The sequence below is a fragment of the Bacillus norwichensis genome (assembly GCF_014836955.1).
In the GTDB taxonomy this organism is placed as follows: domain Bacteria; phylum Bacillota; class Bacilli; order Bacillales; family Bacillaceae_C; genus Siminovitchia; species Siminovitchia norwichensis.
On record NZ_JACSPV010000003.1, the window covers coordinates 93159 to 116126 of the forward strand.

A 22968-nucleotide genomic window follows, 5' to 3' on the forward strand; every position below is an offset into this window, starting at 1 on the left:
TCGAACGCGCAATACGTTACTGTAAGAGGGAGGGACTATTTTGACAATCGTTAACAATGGAGCCGCCATGACTCCTAGGCAAATTGTTGAAAAGCTCGATCAATATATCATCGGTCAAAATGAGGCGAAGAGATCAGTGGCGGTGGCACTCCGCAATCGTTACCGCAGGGGGCTTTTAAGCGAAGAACTGAGAGATGAGATTATCCCGAAAAACATTCTGATGATGGGACCCACCGGTGTCGGAAAGACTGAAATTGCCCGTCGTTTGGCTAAAATGGTTGGAGCTCCGTTTGTGAAAGTGGAGGCGACCAAATTTACCGAAGTGGGTTATGTAGGTCGTGATGTCGAATCAATGGTTCGCGATTTAGCTGAAACATCGATCAGGATTGTCAAAGAAGAGAAAATGCAGGAAGTAAGGGGGCGTGCGGAGAAACAGGCGAACCGCCGTCTTGTTGAGCTGCTTGTACCAAGAAAAAAGAAAGCTGAGAACTTTAAGAATCCTTTTGAAATGATCTTTGGCGGAAACCAGCAGTCTGAAAGTTCATCAACTCAAGATGAGCAGGAAGATTTGAGCATCCGTGAAAAAAGAAGGGTCATTGAAGAAAAGCTTGCAAATGGAGAACTCGAAGACGAAATTGTGCAAGTGGAGGTTGAAGAACAGCAGCCATCTATGTTTGATCTGTTCCAAGGTTCCGGCATGGAGCAGATGGGCATGAATATGCAGGACGCTTTGAGTAACCTGATGCCTAAAAAGCTGAAGAAAAGGAAGCTTCCCGTTAAAGAGGCACGAAAAGTTTTAACGAATGATGAAGCCCAGAAGCTGATTGATATGGATGAAGTGACGCAGATGGCAATTTTCAAGGCGGAACAAACAGGGATTATCTTTATTGATGAAATTGATAAAATCGCCAGCAAAAGCCAGTCTTCATCTGCTGATGTTTCAAGAGAAGGCGTCCAGCGGGATATCCTTCCGATTGTCGAAGGCTCAACAGTGGTAACCAAATATGGACCAGTTAAAACCGACTACATTTTATTTATTGCTGCCGGTGCCTTCCATATGGCGAAGCCATCTGATTTGATCCCGGAACTGCAAGGTCGTTTTCCGATTCGGGTTGAACTCGAAAAACTGACAGTAGAGGACTTCTACAAAATATTGACGGAGCCCGATAATGCTTTGATTAAACAATATTCTGCATTATTGGAAACTGAAGGTATACAAATAGAATTTTCTGACGATGCTATTAACAGGCTTGCGGAGATTGCTTTTGATGTGAACCAGAATACTGATAACATTGGAGCGAGACGTCTGCATACAATTATGGAGAAACTGCTTGAAGATTTGTCGTTCGAAGCGCCGGATGTTACGATGGAAAAAGTTGAAATTACTGCTCAATATGTGGACCAAAAACTTTCTGCAATTTCTAAAGACAAAGACTTGAGCCAGTTTATTTTATAAAAAATATGTCAACAATCGTTGTAAGTTTTTAATAATTTAGGAGGAGAAACAATGGAACTATTAACAAGAACTAGAACTATCAATGCGATGCTGCAAAAAGCTGCGGGAAAACCAGTAAACTTTAAGGAAATGGCTGAAATCTTATCTGATGTTATTGAGGCTAACGTATATGTATTGAGCAGAAAAGGAAAAGTGCTTGGCTATTCTGTTCGCCAGCAAATTGAAAATGACAGAATGAAAAACATGCTTGAGGAGCGTCAGTTCCCAGAAGATTATACAAAAGGCTTGTTCAATGTTTCTGAAACTTCTTCAAACATTGACGTGAACAGTGAATATTCAGCTTTTCCTGTAGAAAATAAAGATCTGTTTGCAACCGGCTTAACAACAATCGTGCCAATTATCGGTGGCGGTGAAAGACTTGGAACATTGCTTTTGGCAAGACTTGAGCAAGAGTTTGATAATGATGATTTAATTCTTGCTGAATACGGCGCTACAGTGGTTGGTATGGAAATTCTTCGTGAAAAAGCTGAAGAAATCGAAGAAGAAGCACGTAGCAAAGCTGTTGTACAAATGGCGATCAGCTCTCTTTCATATAGTGAATTGGAAGCAATTGAACATATTTTCGAAGAACTTAATGGAACAGAAGGCCTACTTGTTGCTTCAAAAATCGCTGATCGGGTCGGCATTACTAGATCAGTAATTGTTAACGCACTTAGAAAATTAGAAAGTGCTGGTGTCATCGAATCTCGGTCACTTGGAATGAAAGGTACTTATATTAAAGTGTTGAACTCCAAGTTTCTTGTTGAATTGGAAAAATTAAAGTCAAACTAAAGTAATAAATGTTACAAAAAGAACGTTCGAAGCCTCTTCGGACGTTCTTTTTGTTCTTTTAATAGGTATAAAGACTCATTTTTCGACTTTTTCATCGAAATTTCACCAAGTTTTTCTCAGTATGTATAGACGTGGTATGACAAAGAGATTACAATAGTGGATAGTTTAGGAAAAAGAAAAAATTGGCAGGTGCTAAATTTGAATCTCTTCTCTGGCAGTTTTCAAACGATAGAACGTTCTTTAGATTATTCTGCATTGAAGCATGAAGTAACTGCTCAAAACATTGCCAATGCTGATACGCCGAACTATAAGGGCAAGAAAGTGAGCTTCGGGAAAGTGTTTGATGATGCGATTTCTGCTGCAAAATTACGGACAACTGATCCCAGGCATATGAACAGCCAAGGGCAGAAAAATGACAGTATCACTATTTCAGATGGACGGACTCAATATGGACATAATGGCAACAATGTCGATATTGATAAAGAAATGTCTGATCTTGCGACAAATCAGATTTATTACAGTGTGTTGACAGAAAGATTAAGTGGAAAATTTAATTTATTACAAAATGTGATTAAGGGAGGAAAGTAATAGTGACAATGTTCTATTCGATGGGAATTTCTTCCTCCGCATTGACTGCTCAGCGTTTAAGGTTGGATGTAATTTCCTCCAATATGGCAAATGTCGATACTACGAGGGAAAAGCTTGTAGATGGAGAATGGCAGCCCTACAGAAGAAAAATGGTCGTAATGCAACCGAATGAAAATTCGTTTTCTTCAGCCCTTGATAAAGCGGTGGGCGCGAAATCTGCAAATAAAACCCCAGCGGGAGTTAAGGTGAGCAGGATTGTTGAAGACCAAACACCTTTCAAATCTGTTTATGACCCGGAACATCCTGATGCGGATGAAAATGGATATATTTATCAGTCAAATGTAGATCCGCTTCGCGAGATGGTGGACATGATCAGCGCAACAAGATCATATGAAGCAAATGTCACTGTACTCAACTCCACTAAAGCGATGCTGATGAAGTCATTGGATATTGGAAAATAATGATCGGGGAGGCAGTGAATGATGCAAATCAATCCAATAATCTCTCATTTGCCAAGTACTTCTTCAATAAACGGTGCTTCTAAGCAAAGTGAGATTGAAAATTTAAATAAAAGGAATAATTTTGGGGATTATTTAAAAAATGCAGTTCAGGATTTGAACAATCTGCAAATTCAATCCGACAAAGCGACCACAATGTTTGCAGAAGGTAAGAAAATAGATTTGCATGATGTGATGGTTTCTAGCCAGAAAGCGTCCATATCGATGCAGGCAGCGCTCGAAATTAGAAATAAGGCTGTCGAGGCATACCAAGAAATCATGCGAATGCAAGTGTAACCAGAATGTTTAAGGGGATTATCGATGAAAGATTTACTGTTTAAGCGTTTTTCAAATTTGAAAGAGTATTGGTTGCAAAGAACAAAAAAACAAAAGCTCGTATTTGTTTCATCGGCAATTATTTTACTGCTATTCATTATTATTCTAACGATCTTATCAACTCGTACGACAATGGTTCCTCTCTATACGAACTTGTCTCCGTCAGAGACAGGGGCTATTAAAGAAGAGCTTGATACGAGGGGAGTAAAGTCGGAAATCACGGAGAATGGTACAACAATAATGGTTCCTGAAGGAAACGCGGAAAACCTGATGGTCGAGCTTGCGGCAGAGGGTATCCCAAAATCAGGGAATATTGACTACTCTTTCTTCAGTGAAAACGCTGGTTTTGGCATGACAGATAATGAATTCAATGTTTTGAAACTTGATGCCACTCAGAATGAGCTGGCAACTCTAATCAAAAGCATTGATGGAATTGAAGAAGCAAATGTAATGATTACAATGCCGGAAAAAAGTGTCTTTGTTAAAGAAAACAATGAGGAAGCATCAGCGTCAATCATTCTACATACAAAACCGGGACAAGATTTTAATGAGAAACAAATTAAATCATTGTACCACCTAGTATCAAAAAGTGTCCCTAACTTGCCGACAGATAACATTGTCATCAGAAACCAGTATTTAGAATACTTCGACCTAAACGATGGTTCTTATGCTGACAATGGAATTGATCAGCAAATGAAAGTCAAAGAAAAGCTAGAGAGAGATATACAACGCCAAGTGCAACAGATGCTTGGAACATTGATGGGACATGATAAGGTTATCACTTCCGTTACAGCAGATATTGATTTTACCCAAGAAAACAGGGAGGAAAACCTTGTTACTCCTGTAGATGAAGAAAATATGCGAGGAATTGCCATTAGCGCTCAAAGAATCACAGAAACATTTTCAGGTGATGAAGCTCAAGCTGGCGGTATTCCGCAAGGCGGTGATCCAGCAGATAGTGGAGCAGGCCAATACCTGGAAGGCAGCGGTAACTCAGGCGATTATGAACGATCTGAAGAAACATTAAATTATGAAGTCAATAAAGTTCGCAAGGAGATCGTGGAAAGCCCTTATAAAGTCCGGGATCTTGGTATTCAGGTCATGGTTGAACCGCCAGATTCAGAGGAGCCTGCTTCTTTCCCGGAAGAGCGAAGGGAAGATATCAGGCAGCTATTATCGACTATTGTAAGGACATCTATTGATAAAGAAAGTGGTACAGATATTTCTGACGCAGCCATTGATGAAAAGGTTGTTGTTACCGTCCAGCCGTTTAACGGGAATATGGACCGTGGAGAAACATCAGCCAAGAGCATTTTACCTTGGTGGGGATACGTTATTGGTGGACTTCTACTTGCTATCATTGCCGCTCTTATTGTCTTATGGACAAAGGCAAGAGCACGAAAAGCAGCAGAGTTTGAAGAAGTGCTTGAGGTCACAGAAAATAAACCGGAAGAGCCTCCGCGACCGTCTATGGAAGAACTGGCTGCACAGAAAGCAGCTGAGAACCGGGAGCAGCTAGAAGAATTAGCGAAAGAGAACCCGGAACAATTTGCTAGCTTGCTGCGCGCATGGCTTGCTGAAGACGAGGAGGAGATTTAGAGAAATGGAAAAAAAGCAAAAAATGTCAGCCCTTCAAAAGGCCGCAGTACTTCTCATTTCTCTTGGTCCCGATACTGCTTCAAAAATCTATAAACAGTTGACAGAAAAAGAAGTAGAAAAACTGACGATGGAAATTTCCAGTCTTAGAAACGTGACGCCTGAAAGAAAAGATAGGGTGGTCAATGAATTTCATCACATTGCCCTTGCCCAAAAATATATTACACAAGGCGGTTTGGACTATGCCAAAGTAGTGCTGGAAAAGGCGTTCGGTTATGAAGAGGCTTCAAAAATGCTGAAAAAGCTTAACGCTTCGTTGCAGGTTCGTCCATTTGATTTTGCAAAAAGGGCAGATGCGGGGCAAATTTTACATTTTATTCAAAATGAGCATCCGCAAACAATTGCGTTGGTCCTTTCGTATTTAGATCCAGAAAAGGCTGGTCAAATTTTGTCGGAGCTTCCGAATGATACGCAAGCTGATATTGCAAGAAGAATCGCAGTTATGGATGGGACATCTCCAGACGTTATCCGTGAGGTGGAAGAAATACTTAAAAGAAAGTTGTCTGCTACTGTTACGGACGATTATTCACAAAGTGGCGGTATCGAATCGATTGTTCAGGTCCTTCAAGGGGTTGACCGTGCAACTGAGAAAACCATTCTCGATACTCTAGGCATCCAAGATCCTGGACTTGCAGAAGATATCAGGGAAAGAATGTTTGTCTTTGAAGACATCGTTATTTTGGACAATCTTTCCATTCAGCGTGTGATCAGAGAATGTGACAGCGATGACTTAATGCTGGCACTTAGAGTAGCCAGTGATGAAGTGAAGGAAACGATCTTCAATAATATGTCTACTAGGATGGCAGTGACGTTGCAGGAAGAAATTGAATTGATGGGACCTGTACGTTTACGTGAAATTGAAGAAGCTCAATCAAGCATTGTGGCTATTATCCGCAGACTGGAAGATGCTGGAGAAATTATCCTTGCTCGCGGAGGGGATGAAATCATTGTCTAACATCATCAAGCTTCATTCGGATCGGGTTTTGACGAGTTCCAAGGTAATCACTCCACGGATTGTAGAGAAGCCTGGCTGTGAACAGGAAGCTATAGATCCTTTAGTTGAATCAAAAGCCAAAGAACTGATGGAAATAGCAGAAGCAAAGGCAGAACAATTAATCGAAGAAGCCTCACAAGAAGCGGAACATTTAAGAAATGCCATTCAAGAGGAAAAGAATCTTTGGGATGATGAAAAAAGAAGGTTGTCTGAAGAAGCGTGGAACGAAGGATATCAAAATGGGCTGGAAGAAGGAAGAACAGCAGGGAAAAGTGAGTATAAAAGTTTGATTGAAACAGCTGTCAACACAATCAATGAGGCCAAACTGGACTCTCAAACATATACTGTCCAAGCAGAGCGAACCATTCTGGATTTGGCTGTGGCAAGTACAGAATCTATCCTAGGGTCATTACTTTCTGAAGAGCCTGAGAGATTCGTAGGTGTGGTAAAAAAGGCGCTTGTTGAACTGAAAAATGAAAAAGAAATTGAGATTTTTGTGCACCCATCTAAGTTTCATCTGCTTGTTACATCCAGAAATGCCTTGAAATCTGTTTTTCCGCGAGAAGTGCAATGCTACATATATCCGAATGAGGAATTAAATGAGAATGATTGTATTGTAGAATGCGAAACAATCAGAATCAATGCCGGCATTGATAGCCAGCTAAACGAGTTGAAAGAAAGGCTGGCAGAGCTCCTTGCCGGTGAACATAAAACATGAAGGCTCAAGAGCTCCTGCCTCATATAAAAAATATCAATCCTCTTAAAAAGTATGGGAAAGTCATTAAGGTTGTGGGGCTCATGATTGAGTCATTTGGACCTGAAAGCTCCATCGGGGATGTTTGTCTTATACATACGGGAGATTCGGCAAATAGCCGTACGGTCATGGCGGAGGTTGTTGGATTTAAAGAGAAACATTTGATTTTAATGCCCTATACCAATTTGCTGGACATAGCTCCCGGAAGTCTCGTTGAGTCCACAGGAAACCCGCTAGAGGTGCATGTTGGTCCTGAAATGATCGGTAAGGTTGTGGATGCACTCGGGAATCCGATGGATGAATCGGTCATCCCCCGTGGCATGGCAACGGTGCAAATTGATTGTGACCCTCCTAATCCATTGACAAGACCTCCGATTTCAGAGCAGCTTGAAGTAGGGGTTAGGGCAATTGATAGCATGCTTACAGTTGGAAACGGACAGCGAATGGGGATTTTTGCTGGAAGTGGTGTAGGAAAAAGTACGTTGCTTGGCATGATTGCTCGAAATACGACGGCTGATATTAATGTCATTGCTCTAATCGGAGAGCGTGGAAGGGAAGTCAAAGAGTTTCTTGAAAATGACCTTGGACCAGAGGGGCTAAAAAAATCGATTCTGGTGGCTTCAACCTCAGACCAGCCTGCGCTGATGAGAATCAAAGGAGCTTTTACAGCAACGGCGATAGCCGAATATTTTAGGGATTTAGGCTGTAAAGTAAATCTCTTGATGGATTCAGTGACGAGGGTTGCCATGAGCCAAAGGGAAGTAGGCCTGGCTGTTGGTGAGCCTCCCGCCACAAGGGGGTATACTCCTTCCGTATTCGCTTTGCTGCCCCGTCTTCTTGAAAGAACAGGGACAAGCCCGCTGGGTTCAATCACGGCTTTCTATACTGTGCTTGTGGATGGTGATGACATGAATGAGCCAATCGCCGACACCGTGCGGGGGATCTTGGACGGGCATATTGTTTTAGACCGTTCCTTGGCAAACAAAGGTCATTATCCTGCGATTAATGTGCTAAAAAGCATCAGCAGGCTCATGAACCATCTTGCCCTACCTGAACATCAGACGGCTGCTAACACAATTAGGAACTATATGAGTACATATGTGAACGCAGAAGATTTGATTAATATTGGTGCCTATAAGAAAGGTGCATCCAAAGAGATTGATGAAGCGATTGATTATCAGCCGGAAATCATAAGATTTTTGCAGCAAGAGACTCACGAGAAAGCGGCGAAGGAAAAAAGTATCCGGTCTTTGATCAATTTGGCAGAAACAGGTGAATTTCGTTGAAATTTAATTATAAATTCCAGCATATATTGACGCTCAAAGAAAGAGAAAAGGAAGAGACCTTTTCTCTTTACGAAGAGTCGGTCCGTCAATTTGAGCGTGCTGCCCAAAAATTATATGAACTATTGAAGAAAAAAGAGGTCCTGGAACAATTTCAGTCAGAGAAATTGGAGACAGGCTACTCCATTCAAAAGATTAGGCATAATCAGATTTTCGTTCATAACCTTGAAGAAACGATCAATTATTGGCAGAAACAGGTCATTTCGACACGAAAAGAGATGAAATATTGGGAAGAGAAGCTTCTTGAAAGTAATATCGAAGTTAAAAAATACGAAAAGATAAAAGATAAAAGCTATGATTATTTTCAACAGTGGGTCAATCACTATGAAAATAATCAAATGGATGAAATAGCAGCCATACAATTTCAACATCGAAAAGGAAATTAGGTGACAAGGTGGCTAGTACTGAAGATACGCAAAAAGATAATAAGAAAACAGGCCTTTTTCAAAAGCTTTTTTCATGGGTAGTGATTCCGCTGCTGCTCATACTGTTTCTCACCTTGCTAGCTGCTACGCTTACCGGAGTGAATGTATATGAAAAAGCAAAGGAAATCGGGGGAAAGATTCCGGTTATATCTTCTATCCTCGGTGGAAAAGAGACGGTGAGCATTGATGAACACAATGAAGCCATCGTAAAGCTTCAAGCCCAAATTGAAGAAAAAAATGCGAAAATTAGCCGATTAGAAAGAAAAGTAGAAGATAAAGAGTCTGAAATAGATCTCCTAAACCAAGATAAGAAAAGGCTTGAAACGACGATTGAAGAAAAAAGCCAGGTGGATAATGATAAGAAACGAGAGATGAATGAAATCGTGGCGGTTTATGAAACGATGATGCCCAAGCGAGCAGCTTCAATTATTGTAGAAATGAAGGATGAAGAAGCTGTTAGCATCTTATCGAGCCTGGGCTCTGAACCACTGGCAAGAATCATGGAAAAAATGCCGCCTGAAAAAGCGGCGGGGTATACTCAAATGCTAGCTGTGAGAACAACCGAGGGGAGATAAATAAAGTGAGGATACCTATATTTGAAGCTTCTCCCAATCTTGGAATGGTGAACCAGCCTGAAAATAAGAGTGGGCAGGGAAACGGCCTATTTGGAGATATTCTGAATATGAAACTTCAAAGCTTTCAGTCTGAACCCACAAATGAAGTGACAGATGCGGATGAAGAACAATCTGACTTGATCGATCTATTGACAAATGTATTAGGGGCTTTGCAAGAACTTCAGGAAAACGGTGAATCTGACCTAGACGAGGACGAACAGGAACTGTTGCAGCAGGCAATTCATTTGCTGGAGGATTTGAAGGAAACTGAACTCCCAAAAGTAACAGTGGACTTGGAGCTGATTTTGAACCAGATCCTGGTGGAATTTGAACAGCTTGATTCCAATGCTGATACAGATATCGAAAATCTGGATACAGCATTGAAGGAGTTAACTAATAAGTTGGAGCAGAGCGCATCTCTAAACTCTGTTTTCCCAAAGATCGGAGAACCTCACTTTCTAGTGACCGGCCAACTACCTGTAAAGCAGAATATGCCAACCCGTTGGGATATAAAGTCTGGGAACAGTGATAAGCAATGGATAAAAGATGCTCCTTTACAATTTATATCCAACACGGAAAGCGCAGAAACAAAAGAGGAAAGACCAGGATCGATTCGTTTAGAAACCGTACATATTGCAAAAGAGGGCATTCCTCGTATAGCTTCGTTGACTGAGAACACTGCGAAAGTAAATGAAGAGATCGTTAATCGACAAACGAAGTCAGATTCAAATACTGTTCAAGCATCAAGCGTGAACAGAAAAGAAACGGAAGAAGTCATTGTTCGACTTGCTGAAACAGGCTCCAATGAAAGGAAAGGAAGAGAGCTTGTCAGACAATTTACAACGGTTTTGCAAAAATCACATTTCAGTCAGGGGCTTCAGACTAAAAGTATGACAATTCGCCTGTATCCGGAACATCTTGGCTCACTCAGGATAGAACTAACACAAAGAGATGGTGCTATGATCGCGAGGATTCTGACGTCCACGAGTATGGCAAAAGATATGCTAGATTCGCAGATTCATCAACTAAGGCAGGCTTTCACCCAGCAGAATATTCAGGTGGACAAAGTAGAGGTTTCCTTTCAGGAAGGTCTAGAGAGTTATAGCAGTCAAGATCGCAGGAATAGTGATCAGGAGCAGCCTGGATCAGATCAAAGTTCCGAGGAAAGTACCTTTGTAGAAGAAACGGAAGAAGAAGGGTTTACCGACTTTTTACAAAAAGTGTTATTTGAGATGGAAGTGTAGGTGTCGAAGCATGTCAAACACGATTAGCAGTGATTATTTTCTGCCGACTGAGACGATGAAAAGGGAGACGTCAGGTAACGATTCATTAGGAAAAGATGCTTTTTTAAAAATCCTGTTCGCACAACTTCAAAACCAAGATCCTCTCAGTCCGATGGATGACAAAGAATTTATAGGACAGATGGCGACTTTCTCCTCCTTAGAACAATTGACAAACATGAACCAAACATTAGAGAAGTTTGTAGAAAGTGCTTCTCAAGCGAATTTAATTGCTTTTAGTGAATTTGTAGGCAAAGAAGTGACATGGCATCAAATCATCGAGAACGATGACCCGTTAAAAGATCCGGAAATAATTGAAGGAAAAGGCGTGGTCAGCTCGGTGCAGTTTATGGGTGATTCTGTAAAAATCATTCTTGAAGATGGAAAGGAATTGACTCCGGCGAACATATCGGAAATGCATCAAAGCAGTGGCGAAAACTCGCTTGTTACAGCCAGCCATTTAATTGGCAAGAAAGTGATGTGGATGGATGGCGAGGAGGAAAAGTCTGGAATAGTTAAGTCTGTAACATCAAAGGATGGTACGATTTCGGTCATCTTGGATGATGGTTCAGTAGTTGAATCTAAAAAGCTGACAAAAATTGAATAAAGAAGATGACCGAGAATAAGATTTCAGCCATCTTCTTCATTTGAATTCAAAGCAGACAATTGGCAAGACCGGAAAGTCGTTATCGAATTGACAAAGGCAGCTCCAGCCTTGTATGACTGAAGCGCAAGCTGAAAAACATCGCAATAACGAATCTTTAACAATATGGATGGAATAATTTTAGTTGACTAGAAAATAGATGGGCCTTAATAGGAGGCCAGCAGCCGCCGGCTGACACGAAAGGGGAAATGGGAACATGCTTCGTTCAATGTACTCAGGAATTAGCGGAATGAAAAACTTTCAGACCAAACTGGACGTCATCGGAAACAACATCGCCAACGTCAACACATTCGGGTTTAAAAAAGGCCGTGTCACGTTTAAGGATATGGTAAGCCAAACAATTTCCGGAGCAAGTGCAGGAGATGGAAATCGCGGAGGGGTAAACCCGAAGCAGGTCGGACTGGGTTCACAGCTCGCATCTATTGATACAGTTGATACACAGGGAAGCATGCAGACTACCGGAAGGGTACTTGATGTAGGAATACAGGGTGATGGCTACTTGGTCGTTAAAGATTCAAGTGGTATGGAAAAGTATACAAGAGCAGGTAACCTGTTCTTTGATAATAACGGTAACCTTGTAACAGCGTCCGGCGATATTGTTCAGGGATATAATGCGAACGGTGAACTCGTAGGGATAAAGATTGATAACCCAGAAACAATATCAAATCTCAGCATTGGCGAGGATGGGGTCATCTCTTATAAAAAAGGTGAAGATACTTTCTCTGATTGGACAATAGCTATTGCCAGATTCTCCAACAATGGCGGGCTAGAAAAAGTGGGTGAGAATAATTACATTCATACAAACGCTGCAGGAACAATTGAAACGGGTAGGCCAACCGAGAACGGAGCCGGAAAACTTGTTTCTGGTGTTCTCGAAATGTCCAATGTTGACCTTTCAGAGGAGTTCACTGAAATGATCGTGGCACAACGGGGATTTCAAGCAAATACAAGAATTATAACGACTTCAGATGAGATTTTGCAAGAGCTTGTCAATTTAAAACGATAAGTAAGGGAGGGACAGGACCGGGCTTTTTCCGGTCCTGGATGGTTCATTGATACATATTACGAAATTGAATGGAAAAACCTTTCATTTGAATGCATTGTACATTGAAACGGTTGAATCTTTTCCCGATACGACGATCACGATGTTGAACGGCCGGAAATATGTAGTGGCAGAGTCTGAAGAGTTTGTAAGGGAGAAAATTTTCAAGTTCTATCAGTCGATTCAATTATTAGGACGTGGGCAGCAGGAGGATCTTGATGAAAAAGAATAAAGTACTCATTGTTATTACTGTTATTTTACTTGTTGGAGCTGCCGGACTGCTCATCTATGACAAGCTCGGCCTCGGAAAAAAAGAAGCGGCTAGTGAGGAACAGTCGATTGATGATGTCATAAAGCTGTCGGTAGACATGGGGGAAATTGCAACAAACCTGCTTGATAACAGATACGTAAAAATTTCTTTCATGGTTGAAACAAGTAGTAAGGATGCAAAAGAGGAATTGGAGAAACGAAAGTTCCAAGTGCAGAATATCATCATTACTGAACTGTCTGATATGAAGTCGCCCCAATTGGAAGGCAAGGAAGGCAAGCAGTCATTTGAAGAGGCAGTAAAATCACAAATCAATGAAATTATGCAAGAAGGGGAAGTAGTCAAGGTTTACATTACCTCTTATATCATTTCATAGGATGCGAAAAAGCAATGTTAGGAGGTGACGGCAATGCCAGACGATGTCTTATCCCAAGGGGTTTTATCACAAACAGAAATTGATGATCTGATTTCGTCCCTAGCGACCGGTAACGATAATGAAGAGCCGAAACAGGCCCCGGTTTCAACAGAGCTTGAAAAAATCGTCAAAGTCTACGACTTTAAAAGGGCGCTCCGATTTTCGAAAGACCAGATACGTAGTTTAACAAGAATTTATGAAAATTTTGCTCGGTTGCTTACAACTTTATTCTCGGCGCATTTAAGGACTTATGCACATATTTCAGTAGTTTCTTCTGGTCAAGTTCCTTACGGGGAATATATTCGTTCAATCGACAGCATGACTTTTTTGAATGTCATTGAAATTCCGCCGCTCAAAGGCAGGATGATCATGGAGGTTCAGCCTGATATCGCTTATGCGATGATGGATCGAGTTTTGGGAGGAAAAGGGACAGGCATGAATAAAATTTCCCTTTTGACTGATATTGAAATGAAGCTGCTGACAAATCTATTCCAAAAGACTCTAGATCCTTTGCAGGAAGCGTGGGCAAGTATTTCGCACATTGAACCTGAGCTCTCTGAGATAGAGGTTAATCCGCAGTTTTTGCAGGTTGTCTCACCAAATGAAACGGTTGTCGTCGTATCAATGCATGCGGTGATTGGTGATACAAACGGAACGATCAATATTATGCTCCCGCATGTTGTTCTGGAGCCAATTATTTCAAAGCTGTCTGCTCAATATTGGATGGAGTCCGGATCTAAAGAAAAAAAACCGGAAGCTCTTGATGCACTGAAGCAAAGTATTAAAGAAACAAATGTTGAGGTGGACGTTGAATTGGGCAAGACTTATTTGACGATAAGGGATTTTCTTGCGTTAAACAAAGGCGATGTATTTCAGCTTCGGAATCGTATTGACGAGCCGCTTACTGTCAAAATTGCGGGAGTTCCGAAATTCACGGGGCAGCCCGGTATGAAACACAACCATTTGGCTGTTCAAATTTTAAATATGATAAATGAGGGAGATGAGGACGATGAATGGTGAGAAGCTCTCCCAAGAAGAGATTGAGATGTTATTCGCGGAAATGAACCAATCAGAAGACGAATCAACAAAGGCAACGGATGAGCTGAGTGAATTAGAAAAAGACGCCCTGGGAGAAGTGGGAAATATTTCTTTTGGGAATGCAGCGACTGCGCTTTCCACTATGATGAACCAAAAAGTAGAAATCACTACCCCAACTGTCTCCATCATCGATTGGAAGACCTTATCAGAATCAAAAGACCCGGGTATGGCTGTTCAAGTCACTTATACATCAGGTTTTTCAGGTGTCAATGTGTTATTTCTGAAAAAGAGGGATGTTTCGGTCATTGCGGATGTTTTGATGGGCGGTGATGGAACAAATCCATCAGAAGAAATGGACGAGATCCAGCAAAGTGCTGTACAAGAGGCAATGAACCAGATGATTGGTTCCTCGGCTACTTCGATGTCCTCGTTCTTCGAAAAAAGAGTAGATATTTCTACCCCGACGTTTCATGTATCTAATGAAACATTAGGTGAAGTGCTTCAGGAGCTTTCAGATCAATCTCCTTTTGCGCAAGTATCTTTCGACTTAAAGGTTGGGGACATTATCGATTCAAAGCTGACGATGTTCATTCCAGTCAACTTTGCTAAAAGCTTGGTTAAAGAGTTATGGTCCCAAGCTGAGGAAACAAGTGAAGCAAAAGAAGCAGTTCAGACATCGGCAGCAGAAACTGCTGCAGCTGTAACTTTGGAACAACCTAATCAGATGGAAGAACCAGTTTCTTCACCAACGCAGCACTATTCTGCTGAACCGCCTCAGGACCAAAATCAGAATGTCAATGTTCAACGTGCAAGCTTTACACAATTTGATAATGGTTTTGGAGAGCAAACAGATACAAAAAATCTTGATGTCTTGCTCGATATCCCGCTTCAGGTGACTGTTGAGCTGGGAAGAACCCATAAATCGGTCAAAGATATTCTTGAAATGGGCTCTGGCTCCATTATTGAACTGGATAAATTAGCCGGTGAACCGGTGGACATCCTGATTAATAATCGTCTGATTGCTAAAGGAGAGGTTGTTGTCATTGACGAGAGTTTCGGGGTTAGAGTAACGGACATTTTGAGCAGAAAAAACCGTCTGCAACATTTGAAATAAGTTTTGAAATCGGATTGTGAGGGAACGATCGTGTTAATGAAGAGCTCTACCACCCAGATGGGAACATGCAAGATAAAAATGATAATGAATTTAGGTATGCAAGTATGAAAAATAAATGGATGGTTCTATTCTTGATTTTGATCGTTCTCACAAACTCCAAACCGTATCTTGTTCATGCGAGTCCAAAGGGTTCCGTAGAAGAATGCTTAAAACACCCCGACAAATGCGAGGAGCCAGAAGACTTAAACAAATCACAAATGGATGATAGCAGAAATGAATCTTTCTCGATTGGCTTTTTGGATGTGTTCAAAACGATTTTCGCCCTTGTGTTTGTCATCGCATTGCTTTATTTCTTATTAAAATTCATTAATAAAAAGAGCCAGTCATATCAGCAAAATCGCATTGTCCAAAATCTAGGCGGAACTGCTCTTGGCGGAAACCGTTCGATTCAGATTGTGAAAGCCGGCAATCGTCTGCTCGTATTGGGTGTCGGGGAAAACGTCCAGCTTCTGAGGGAAATTACGGATGAACAAGAACAGCAGGAAATTTTAACTCAATATAATGAGCAGCTCGAAGGAAGCATCCAATCGGCAGATATGGTGACAAAGGTTGCCGCAAATATAAAAGACATGTTGAAGTCCAAAAAAGACAAAAAAAATCCTAACACATTTGAAGAACATTTCCAGAATGAAATGGATGCTATTAAGAAGCAGCGACAAAATATTTTAAAAGAGTTACAGGGAAAGGGGCACGATGAAAAGTGAATGAAGTTATGGAGTTTTTCAACAGTTCACCTGAAACCGTGTCAACATCAGTGAAACTCTTCTTGTTGCTGACAGTTTTGTCGATTGCACCTGGAATCCTGATTGTCATGACATCATTTACCAGGATAGTCATTGTGCTTTCTTTTGTCAGGACATCGCTGGCTACCCAGCAGATGCCTCCGAATCAGATTATTGTTGGGTTGGCGCTCTTTTTAACCTTTTTCGTGATGGCGCCGACTTTGAACGAAGTGAACAAAGAAGCGCTGACGCCGCTGTTTAATGATGAAATTTCTTTGGAAGAATCTTATGAACGGGCTGCGGTGCCATTTAAAGAATTTATGAGCTCTTATACAAGACAGAAAGACTTGGAATTATTTTTAAATTATTCGGGAGCAGAACGTCCGAAAACGATCGAAGATATACCATTAACAGCACTTGTCCCAGCCTTCGCCCTAAGTGAATTAAAGACAGCTTTTCAAATCGGATTCATGATTTTCATCCCGTTCCTTGTGATTGATATGGTTGTAGCCAGTGTATTAATGTCAATGGGGATGATGATGCTGCCGCCAGTGATGATTTCGCTACCGTTCAAAATACTACTGTTTGTTTTAGTTGATGGGTGGTATTTAGTCGTCAAATCGCTGCTGCAGAGTTTTTAGTGCATATCTTATTCATTTGACTACAATCCCAAGGAAGGTGATGTTATGAGCGCCGAATCAGTCATTTCTTTAGCTGGAAAAGGAGTATTTACCATATTAATTGTAGCTGGGCCGCTGCTGTTTTTAGCGTTGGCGGTTGGATTGATTGTAAGTATTTTTCAAGCTACAACACAAATCCAGGAACAGACACTGGCCTTCATACCAAAAATCATTGCAGTCCTTGTAGGAATTGTCTTTTTTGGTCCATGGATGCTGAGCAGGCTCCTCTCATATACAACAGATATTTTTCAAAATTTGACTCGGTTTGTAGGTTGAAAGAATGATAGACATCGTCCCGGCTTTTTCAGTGTTTCTCCTAATTTTTATGCGGGTGTCCGCTTTCTTTGTAACCATGCCGCTGTTTTCATACCGAACACTTCCGGCTATGTTCCGGATTGGGTTTGCTTTTTTTATTTCGCTGCTCATGTATTATACGGTGGATGCCTCACCTCTTGAGATTAACCTGGAATATTTTTTGTTAATTATAAAAGAAGTGCTTGTCGGACTATTCATTGGTTTCATGGGATATATGATTTTGTCAGCCGTTCAGGCAGCTGGAAGCTTCATAGATTTTCAGATGGGATTTGCGATTGCCAATGTCATAGATCCGCAGACGGGCGCCCAATCTCCTTTGATTGGACAGTATCTATATATGTTTTCACTGCTGCTGCTTTTAGCTATTGATGGCCACCATATGCTGTTGGACGGGATATTCTACAGTTATCAATTCGTCCCGATTGATAAGGTAACTCTAGGGTTTGGAGATGCAGGCCTAGTGGAATACGTAGTCAAAGCATTTGCCATGATGTTTGTCATTGCTTTTCAAATGGCTGTCCCAGTTGTGGCAGTGTTGTTTCTTGTTGATGTTGCTCTGGGCATTGTGGCAAGAACCGTTCCGCAGATGAATGTGTTTGTTGTCGGCTTTCCTATCAAAATTGCAGTAAGTTTTATTGTTATTTTTATTGTCATTGGTGTTATTTTGGGCATCGTGCAAAACTTGTTTGAAACGATTGGACATACAATGAGGGATGTCATGGAAAGACTCGGTGGTTTGGAATGAAGCTGCTACAACTAGATTTGCAGTTTTTCGCCGGTGAAAAAACAGAAAAAGCTACACCGAAAAAAAGACAGGATACGAGACAAAAAGGGCAGACGGCCAAGAGCCAGGATGTCAATACCGCTATTAGTTTATTGTCTGTCTTCGGCTTTCTGATGTTTTTTTCATCTAATGTGGGTCAAGTAGTGATGGATATTTTCCGCAGGACATTCAGTCAATATATGCTCATGGATCTAACAGCGGAAAACTTACATCAAATTGGTTTGGACTTGATTCTGGGGGTTGCTGTGCTGTTAGGCCCCATCATGCTGGTGGCATTGGTGGCAGGTCTCGGCGCAAACCTCCTGCAAGTCGGGTTTCTGTTTACCGCGGAACCAATGAAGCCGAAGCTTGAAAAAATTGATCCCATTAAGGGATTCAAAAGGATTGTCTCGATCAGGGCTATTGTTGAGCTGTTAAAATCTATCTTAAAAATTAGCTTTGTCGGCTTTATTACATTTCTTGTTTTGTGGCTTCGAATTGATGAAGTTCTTATCCTATCGCATAAGTCAGTTCCCTCCGCTTTAAAAACGATTGGCAGTCTGACTTTACAAATGGGGATCAGTGCATCTATTGCATTATTATTTCTGTCCTTATTTGATTATTTATATCAACGGTATGATTTCGAAAAAAATATTAGGATGTCCAAACAAGATGTAAAAGATGAATTTAAAAATATGGAAGGCGATCCGCTGATTAAATCAAAAATTAAGCAGAAGCAAAGAGAAATAGCGATGGCAAGGATGATGGAGGAGGTTCCAAAGGCTGATGTTGTCATAACGAACCCAACCCACTATGCCATTGCCCTGAAGTATGACGAAGAAAAAGCAGATGCCCCGGTTGTCGTGGCCAAAGGGGTTGATTTCATGGCCCAGAAAATAAAACGGGTAGCAAAAGAGCATAAGGTCGTGCTTGTAGAAAACCGCCCGCTAGCACAAGCACTCTACAAACAGGCTAATATAGGGGACGCCATACCGGACGAGTTTTTTAAGGCGGTAGCCGAAATATTGGCTTATGTTTATCGCATCAAGCATAAGATATGAAATTCAGCGAATGGAAGGAGGGGCCAGACATGATGAAGACAAAGGAAATTGCGGTATTACTAAGTGTTATTTTAATAGTTGCCATGCTGGTCATTCCATTCCCGCCATGGATGTTAAGTTTTTTGATTATCATCAATATATCACTAGCATTACTGGTCCTTTTGACTACGATGAACGTGAATGAGCCTTTGCAGTTTTCAATATTTCCTTCATTATTATTGCTCCTTACTTTATTCAGACTGGGGCTTAACGTTTCAACCACAAGGTCTATCCTTTCTAAAGGAGATGCCGGCGGTGTTGTTGAAACGTTTGGCACGTTTGTAGTCGGAGGCAATATACTTGTTGGTCTTGTTGTGTTTTTTATCTTAATTGTTATTCAGTTCATCGTTATTACAAAAGGTGCGGAGCGTGTTTCGGAAGTAGCTGCGAGGTTCACGCTTGATGCAATGCCTGGTAAGCAGATGAGCATTGATGCAGATTTAAATGCAGGAATTATTTCAGAACATGAGGCAAGAGACCGCAGGGAAAAGGTTTCACGTGAGTCAGATTTTTACGGAGCGATGGATGGTGCCAGCAAGTTCGTAAAGGGAGATGCCATTGCGGGTATTGTCATTGTCATTATCAATCTGCTCTTTGGAATATTGATTGGAATGGTCCAGCAGGGCCTTCCAATTGCTGAAGCGGCCACAAGATATTCAATGCTGACTGTTGGAGATGGCATAGTCAGCCAGATTCCGGCACTTTTAATTTCAACTGCAACGGGAATTGTTGTCACACGTGCAGCTTCGGATGGCAATCTTGGGTCTGATATTGCGGGGCAGTTGTTTGCTTATCCAAAAATCCTCTATATTTCAGCGGCAACTATTTTCTTGTTGGGTTTAACGACCCCTATCAGTAATATGATTACCATTCCGATTGCGGGAGCATTGGCGGCGGGAGGATACGCACTTGGCCGTATTCCTGAAAGTACCGAAGATCCTCTGGCCTTAACAGCAGAGGAAGCGGCAGCGGATGAAATGAAATCACCTGATAGCGTTCTTGATTTATTGCAGATGGATCCGATTGAATTTGAATTTGGCTATGGGCTGATCCCATTGGCGGATGTCAACCAAGGTGGAGATCTCTTAGACCGAGTTGTCATGATTCGCAGGCAGCTGGCTTTGGAATTGGGTGTTGTTATTCCGGTTGTTAGAATCCGAGATAATATCCAACTGGAGCCGAATGAATATCTGATCAAAATAAAAGGTGACGAAGTAGCAAGAGGAACTCTTCTTCTGGATCATTACCTGGCGATGAGTCCAGGAACGGAAGATACGATACCGGGGATTGACACGATTGAACCGTCATTTGGCCTTCCTGCAAAATGGATTTCGGAAGAAGTGAAAGAACAGGCTGAAATTGAGGGGTACACTGTGGTAGATCCACCGTCTGTCGTATCAACTCATCTAACAGAAGTCTTGAAAATAAACGCGAATTTGTTGATCGGCAGGCAAGAAACGAAGGAGCTTATCGATCATTTGCAAGAATCTTATCCGATTCTTGTTGAGGAAGTAACGCCTAATCCTCTGACAGTCGGGGAAGTCCAGAAAGTATTGGCTAAGTTATTGAAAGAGAATGTTTCGATCAGAAACCTGCCATTGATTTTTGAAACCCTGGCTGATTATGGAAAAGCGACACTGGATACGGATATACTTGCCGAATATGTACGTCAGGCTTTGGCGAGACAGATCACGAAGCAATATGCGAATGATGAGCCGGTATTAAAAGTTATTACGGTTTCCGGGAAGGTAGAAAAAATGATTGCTGACAGCATTCAGCAGACAGAGAATGGAAACTATTTGGCAATGGACCCAGGAGAATCCCAAAGGATACTGGAAGCGGCCGCTACTCAAATCGAAGAACTGTCACAAATCCAGCAAACACCGATCTTTTTATGTTCTCCGGCTGTGCGGATGTATATGCGCCAATTGACTGAGAGATATTTTCCTCAGGTACCCATCCTTTCATACAATGAATTGGAAGCGGATGTGGAAGTCCAAAGTATCGGGGTGGTGAACGTTTAATGGGTATAAAAAAAATCACGGCTCCTTCAATGCCGGAAGCCTTTCAAAAAGTAAAAGATGAGGTTGGAGAAGAAGCAGTCATTTTGAGCTCTAGGGTAGTTTGGACTGGTGGCGTGTTTGGCTTTTTCAAGAAAAAACAGTTTGAAGTCGTTGCTGTTATGGATGATGACAATAAGTTGCAAGAAAGCGTTCCTTTACCTGTTTTAACAGAGACCGTGGATTTAATCGAAGAGAAACCTGTGGAATATGAACAATCGCTCCTGAATGAATTAGCGGAACTGAAAGAAATGGTAACATCCAATCAGAAAGCGATTGATCCGGATTTGGCAGTTTATCCTTCTTCGATCCAAAAGGCGCTTGAACTCTTATTAGATCAGGAACTAGACGAACGCTATGTAGCGAAAATCGCTGAGCGATTGCTAGTAAGCTGGCGGCAGGCTAAAAAAGAGCCGTCAGAAAAGGACGTCATCCAAGAAGCGAAAAAAATTCTTGCAGAACAAATAGATCAACTCGACTTTTCTCCATCAGGAGAGAAAAAATTTGTTGCACTTGTGGGACCAACGGGGGTAGGGAAGACAACCACTCTGGCGAAGCTGGCAGCACATGCAGCGTTGGAAGAGAAGAAGAAAGTTGCATTTATTACTTTGGATACCTATCGTATTGCCGCTATTGATCAGTTAAAAACATATGCCGGATTACTTGATATTCCGGTTGAAGTTGCTTATGAGCCGGAGGATTTTATTAAAGCAGTAGAAAGCTTTGCTGACTATGACCAAGTCTTTATTGATACCGCAGGTAGAAATTATCGGGACGCTGGGTTCGTTCATGCATTACATAACATCTTATCCATGGAAAACGATCTTGAGACTTTTCTTGTTATGGGTGTAACGATGAAAGAAAGAGATATTGTGTCAATTATGGACAATTTTCAGCATATGTCTATTGACAGGTTGATTTTTACAAAAGCAGACGAAACAAAAGTATTTGGATCGATGGTGAATATTATGCTTAAGTACAACTTGCCAACAGCGTTTGTCACAACAGGTCAGGACGTTCCAGACGACATCATCATAGCTGTACCGGAATTGTTTGTTGATTATATTTTTGGAGATGGCAGTGAATGAGGAAGGATCAGGCAGAAAACTTACGCAGAAAAATTAATAGACAGCCCCGAAAAAAAGCGAGAACTCTTGCTGTTGTCAGTGGAAAGGGCGGAGTCGGAAAATCCAATATTTCCAGCAATATGGCCATCATTCTTGCTGAGCAGGGATTTAATGTACTTGTTGTCGATCTGGACATTGGTATGGGGAATGTCAATCTACTATTAGGTGGAGCGGCAACGAAAACGATGGGGGATTTTATTTATAATCAAGAACCGCTCTCTGAAATTGTCGAATTGGGTCCTGGAGGCGTTTCGTTCATAGCTGGTGGAAACGGATTTCAAGAGGCGGTTGAACTTGACGAGACAACCGTTGACAGGCTTTTTTACGGTTTCAAAAGAATGCAGGAAATCTACGATATTATCATTTTTGACATGGGTGCGGGTGCAGGACCGTGGATGCTTCGGCTATCTTTGGCGGCTGATGAGGTTATTGTTATTTCAACACCGGAGGCTACGGCTATCATGGATGCCTATTCTATGATGAAGCTTATTCATCGAGTGCGGGCTGATGCCAGGCTGCTTCTCATATGCAACCGTTCAGACAATGATAAGCAAGGTAGGGAGACCTTCGAACGCCTGAAGAAAGCTATGGAAACTTTTCTTCAAAAAGAAATCCACTTATTGGGAATACTGCCGGAAGATAAGCATATGAGAAAAGCTGTCCTAGCCAATCGACCGGTATATTTGGAATTTCCAAGGGCGCCTGTTTCAGTCAATATGAAAAAACTGACTCTATCTCTCATCCATGGAAATTTAAATCAGCAACCTGCTCATTTAAAAGAATCATTTATTACTAGGTTGCACAAATTGTTTTACAGCAAATAAAA

At 41.5% G+C, this 22968-nt stretch carries 26 protein-coding genes; all 26 read left to right on the forward strand.

Translation table 11 applies throughout. The features are described from left to right. Window positions 1–67: 67 nt before the first annotated feature. The 26 genes from hslU to H9631_RS03005 all read left to right on the forward strand — a co-directional run bounded on the left by hslU (window position 68) and on the right by H9631_RS03005 (window position 22966). Window positions 68–1456 (forward strand): HslU--HslV peptidase ATPase subunit, encoded by a 1389-nt coding sequence (hslU, locus tag H9631_RS02880; protein ID WP_191809908.1) that lies wholly within the window; start codon window positions 68–70, stop codon window positions 1454–1456. Window positions 1457–1507: 51 nt separating this feature from the next. Beyond that, on the forward strand, window positions 1508–2287 hold the full coding sequence (codY, locus tag H9631_RS02885) for a GTP-sensing pleiotropic transcriptional regulator CodY (protein WP_191809756.1): 780 nt from the start codon (window positions 1508–1510) through the stop codon (window positions 2285–2287). 198 nt (window positions 2288–2485) lie between these two features. Continuing rightward, entirely contained in the window at window positions 2486–2875 is a 390-nt protein-coding gene (flgB, locus tag H9631_RS02890) for a flagellar basal body rod protein FlgB (RefSeq protein WP_191809910.1), read from the forward strand. Window positions 2876–2883: 8 nt separating this feature from the next. Then, the gene (flgC, locus tag H9631_RS02895) at window positions 2884–3336 is read left to right on the forward strand and encodes a flagellar basal body rod protein FlgC (protein WP_191809912.1); all 453 of its coding nucleotides are present in this window, start codon (window positions 2884–2886) and stop codon (window positions 3334–3336) included. An 18-nt stretch (window positions 3337–3354) separates the two neighbouring features. Continuing rightward, window positions 3355–3669, forward strand: a complete 315-nt coding sequence (fliE, locus tag H9631_RS02900) for a flagellar hook-basal body complex protein FliE (protein WP_191809758.1) — start codon at window positions 3355–3357, stop codon at window positions 3667–3669. Between the two features lie 24 nt (window positions 3670–3693). Then, window positions 3694–5307, forward strand: coding sequence for a flagellar basal-body MS-ring/collar protein FliF (gene fliF, locus H9631_RS02905; RefSeq protein WP_191809760.1), 1614 nt, complete (start codon window positions 3694–3696; stop codon window positions 5305–5307). A gap of 4 nt (window positions 5308–5311) precedes the next feature. Continuing rightward, on the forward strand, window positions 5312–6319 hold the full coding sequence (gene fliG, locus H9631_RS02910) for a flagellar motor switch protein FliG (RefSeq protein ID WP_191809762.1): 1008 nt from the start codon (window positions 5312–5314) through the stop codon (window positions 6317–6319). After that, entirely contained in the window at window positions 6312–7076 is a 765-nt protein-coding gene (fliH, locus tag H9631_RS02915) for a flagellar assembly protein FliH (protein WP_191809763.1), read from the forward strand. The genes fliG and fliH overlap by 8 nt, the downstream gene beginning before the upstream one ends. After that, a complete protein-coding gene (gene fliI, locus H9631_RS02920; protein ID WP_191809765.1) occupies window positions 7073–8398 on the forward strand; it encodes a flagellar protein export ATPase FliI in 1326 nt (441 codons plus the stop codon). Before fliH ends, fliI begins: the two co-directional genes overlap by 4 nt. Continuing rightward, window positions 8395–8841 carry a flagellar export protein FliJ gene (gene fliJ / locus H9631_RS02925; protein WP_191809767.1) on the forward strand — a complete coding sequence of 149 codons (447 nt, stop codon included), beginning with the start codon at window positions 8395–8397 and terminating at the stop codon, window positions 8839–8841. The genes fliI and fliJ overlap by 4 nt, the downstream gene beginning before the upstream one ends. Window positions 8842–8849: 8 nt before the next feature. Continuing rightward, window positions 8850–9455, forward strand: coding sequence for a MotE family protein (locus tag H9631_RS22680; RefSeq protein WP_191809769.1), 606 nt, complete (start codon window positions 8850–8852; stop codon window positions 9453–9455). 5 nt (window positions 9456–9460) lie between these two features. Then, window positions 9461–10738 (forward strand): flagellar hook-length control protein FliK, encoded by a 1278-nt coding sequence (locus H9631_RS02935; RefSeq protein ID WP_318246763.1) that lies wholly within the window; start codon window positions 9461–9463, stop codon window positions 10736–10738. 10 nt (window positions 10739–10748) lie between these two features. Next, window positions 10749–11381 (forward strand): flagellar hook assembly protein FlgD, encoded by a 633-nt coding sequence (gene flgD, locus H9631_RS02940; RefSeq protein WP_191809771.1) that lies wholly within the window; start codon window positions 10749–10751, stop codon window positions 11379–11381. 253 nt (window positions 11382–11634) lie between these two features. Next, entirely contained in the window at window positions 11635–12444 is an 810-nt protein-coding gene (flgG, locus tag H9631_RS02945; RefSeq protein ID WP_191809772.1) for a flagellar basal body rod protein FlgG, read from the forward strand. Window positions 12445–12490: 46 nt separating this feature from the next. After that, window positions 12491–12712, forward strand: a complete 222-nt coding sequence (locus H9631_RS02950; protein ID WP_160705220.1) for a flagellar FlbD family protein — start codon at window positions 12491–12493, stop codon at window positions 12710–12712. Continuing rightward, complete coding sequence (fliL, locus tag H9631_RS02955) at window positions 12699–13124, forward strand: flagellar basal body-associated protein FliL (protein ID WP_191809774.1); 426 nt, start codon at window positions 12699–12701, stop codon at window positions 13122–13124. The genes H9631_RS02950 and fliL overlap by 14 nt, the downstream gene beginning before the upstream one ends. A 33-nt stretch (window positions 13125–13157) precedes the next feature. Next, window positions 13158–14183: a flagellar motor switch protein FliM gene (fliM, locus tag H9631_RS02960; protein ID WP_191809776.1), complete on the forward strand. Its 1026-nt coding sequence runs from the start codon at window positions 13158–13160 to the stop codon at window positions 14181–14183. Next, entirely contained in the window at window positions 14173–15315 is a 1143-nt protein-coding gene (fliY, locus tag H9631_RS02965) for a flagellar motor switch phosphatase FliY (protein ID WP_191809778.1), read from the forward strand. The genes fliM and fliY overlap by 11 nt, the downstream gene beginning before the upstream one ends. A 104-nt stretch (window positions 15316–15419) precedes the next feature. Further along, window positions 15420–16079 (forward strand): flagellar biosynthetic protein FliO, encoded by a 660-nt coding sequence (locus H9631_RS02970; RefSeq protein WP_191809781.1) that lies wholly within the window; start codon window positions 15420–15422, stop codon window positions 16077–16079. Window positions 16080–16087: 8 nt separating this feature from the next. Next, window positions 16088–16738: a flagellar type III secretion system pore protein FliP gene (gene fliP / locus H9631_RS02975; protein ID WP_225220828.1), complete on the forward strand. Its 651-nt coding sequence runs from the start codon at window positions 16088–16090 to the stop codon at window positions 16736–16738. Between the two features lie 45 nt (window positions 16739–16783). Then, on the forward strand, window positions 16784–17053 hold the full coding sequence (gene fliQ, locus H9631_RS02980; RefSeq protein ID WP_191809785.1) for a flagellar biosynthesis protein FliQ: 270 nt from the start codon (window positions 16784–16786) through the stop codon (window positions 17051–17053). Between the two features lie 4 nt (window positions 17054–17057). After that, window positions 17058–17837, forward strand: a complete 780-nt coding sequence (fliR, locus tag H9631_RS02985) for a flagellar biosynthetic protein FliR (protein WP_191809787.1) — start codon at window positions 17058–17060, stop codon at window positions 17835–17837. Beyond that, a complete protein-coding gene (gene flhB / locus H9631_RS02990; protein WP_191809789.1) occupies window positions 17834–18916 on the forward strand; it encodes a flagellar biosynthesis protein FlhB in 1083 nt (360 codons plus the stop codon). Before fliR ends, flhB begins: the two co-directional genes overlap by 4 nt. Window positions 18917–18948: 32 nt before the next feature. Next, window positions 18949–20979: a flagellar biosynthesis protein FlhA gene (gene flhA, locus H9631_RS02995; protein WP_191809916.1), complete on the forward strand. Its 2031-nt coding sequence runs from the start codon at window positions 18949–18951 to the stop codon at window positions 20977–20979. Then, complete coding sequence (gene flhF, locus H9631_RS03000) at window positions 20979–22103, forward strand: flagellar biosynthesis protein FlhF (protein ID WP_191809792.1); 1125 nt, start codon at window positions 20979–20981, stop codon at window positions 22101–22103. The genes flhA and flhF overlap by 1 nt, the downstream gene beginning before the upstream one ends. Then, window positions 22100–22966, forward strand: a complete 867-nt coding sequence (locus H9631_RS03005) for a MinD/ParA family protein (protein WP_191809795.1) — start codon at window positions 22100–22102, stop codon at window positions 22964–22966. The genes flhF and H9631_RS03005 overlap by 4 nt, the downstream gene beginning before the upstream one ends. Window positions 22967–22968 lie beyond the last annotated feature (2 nt).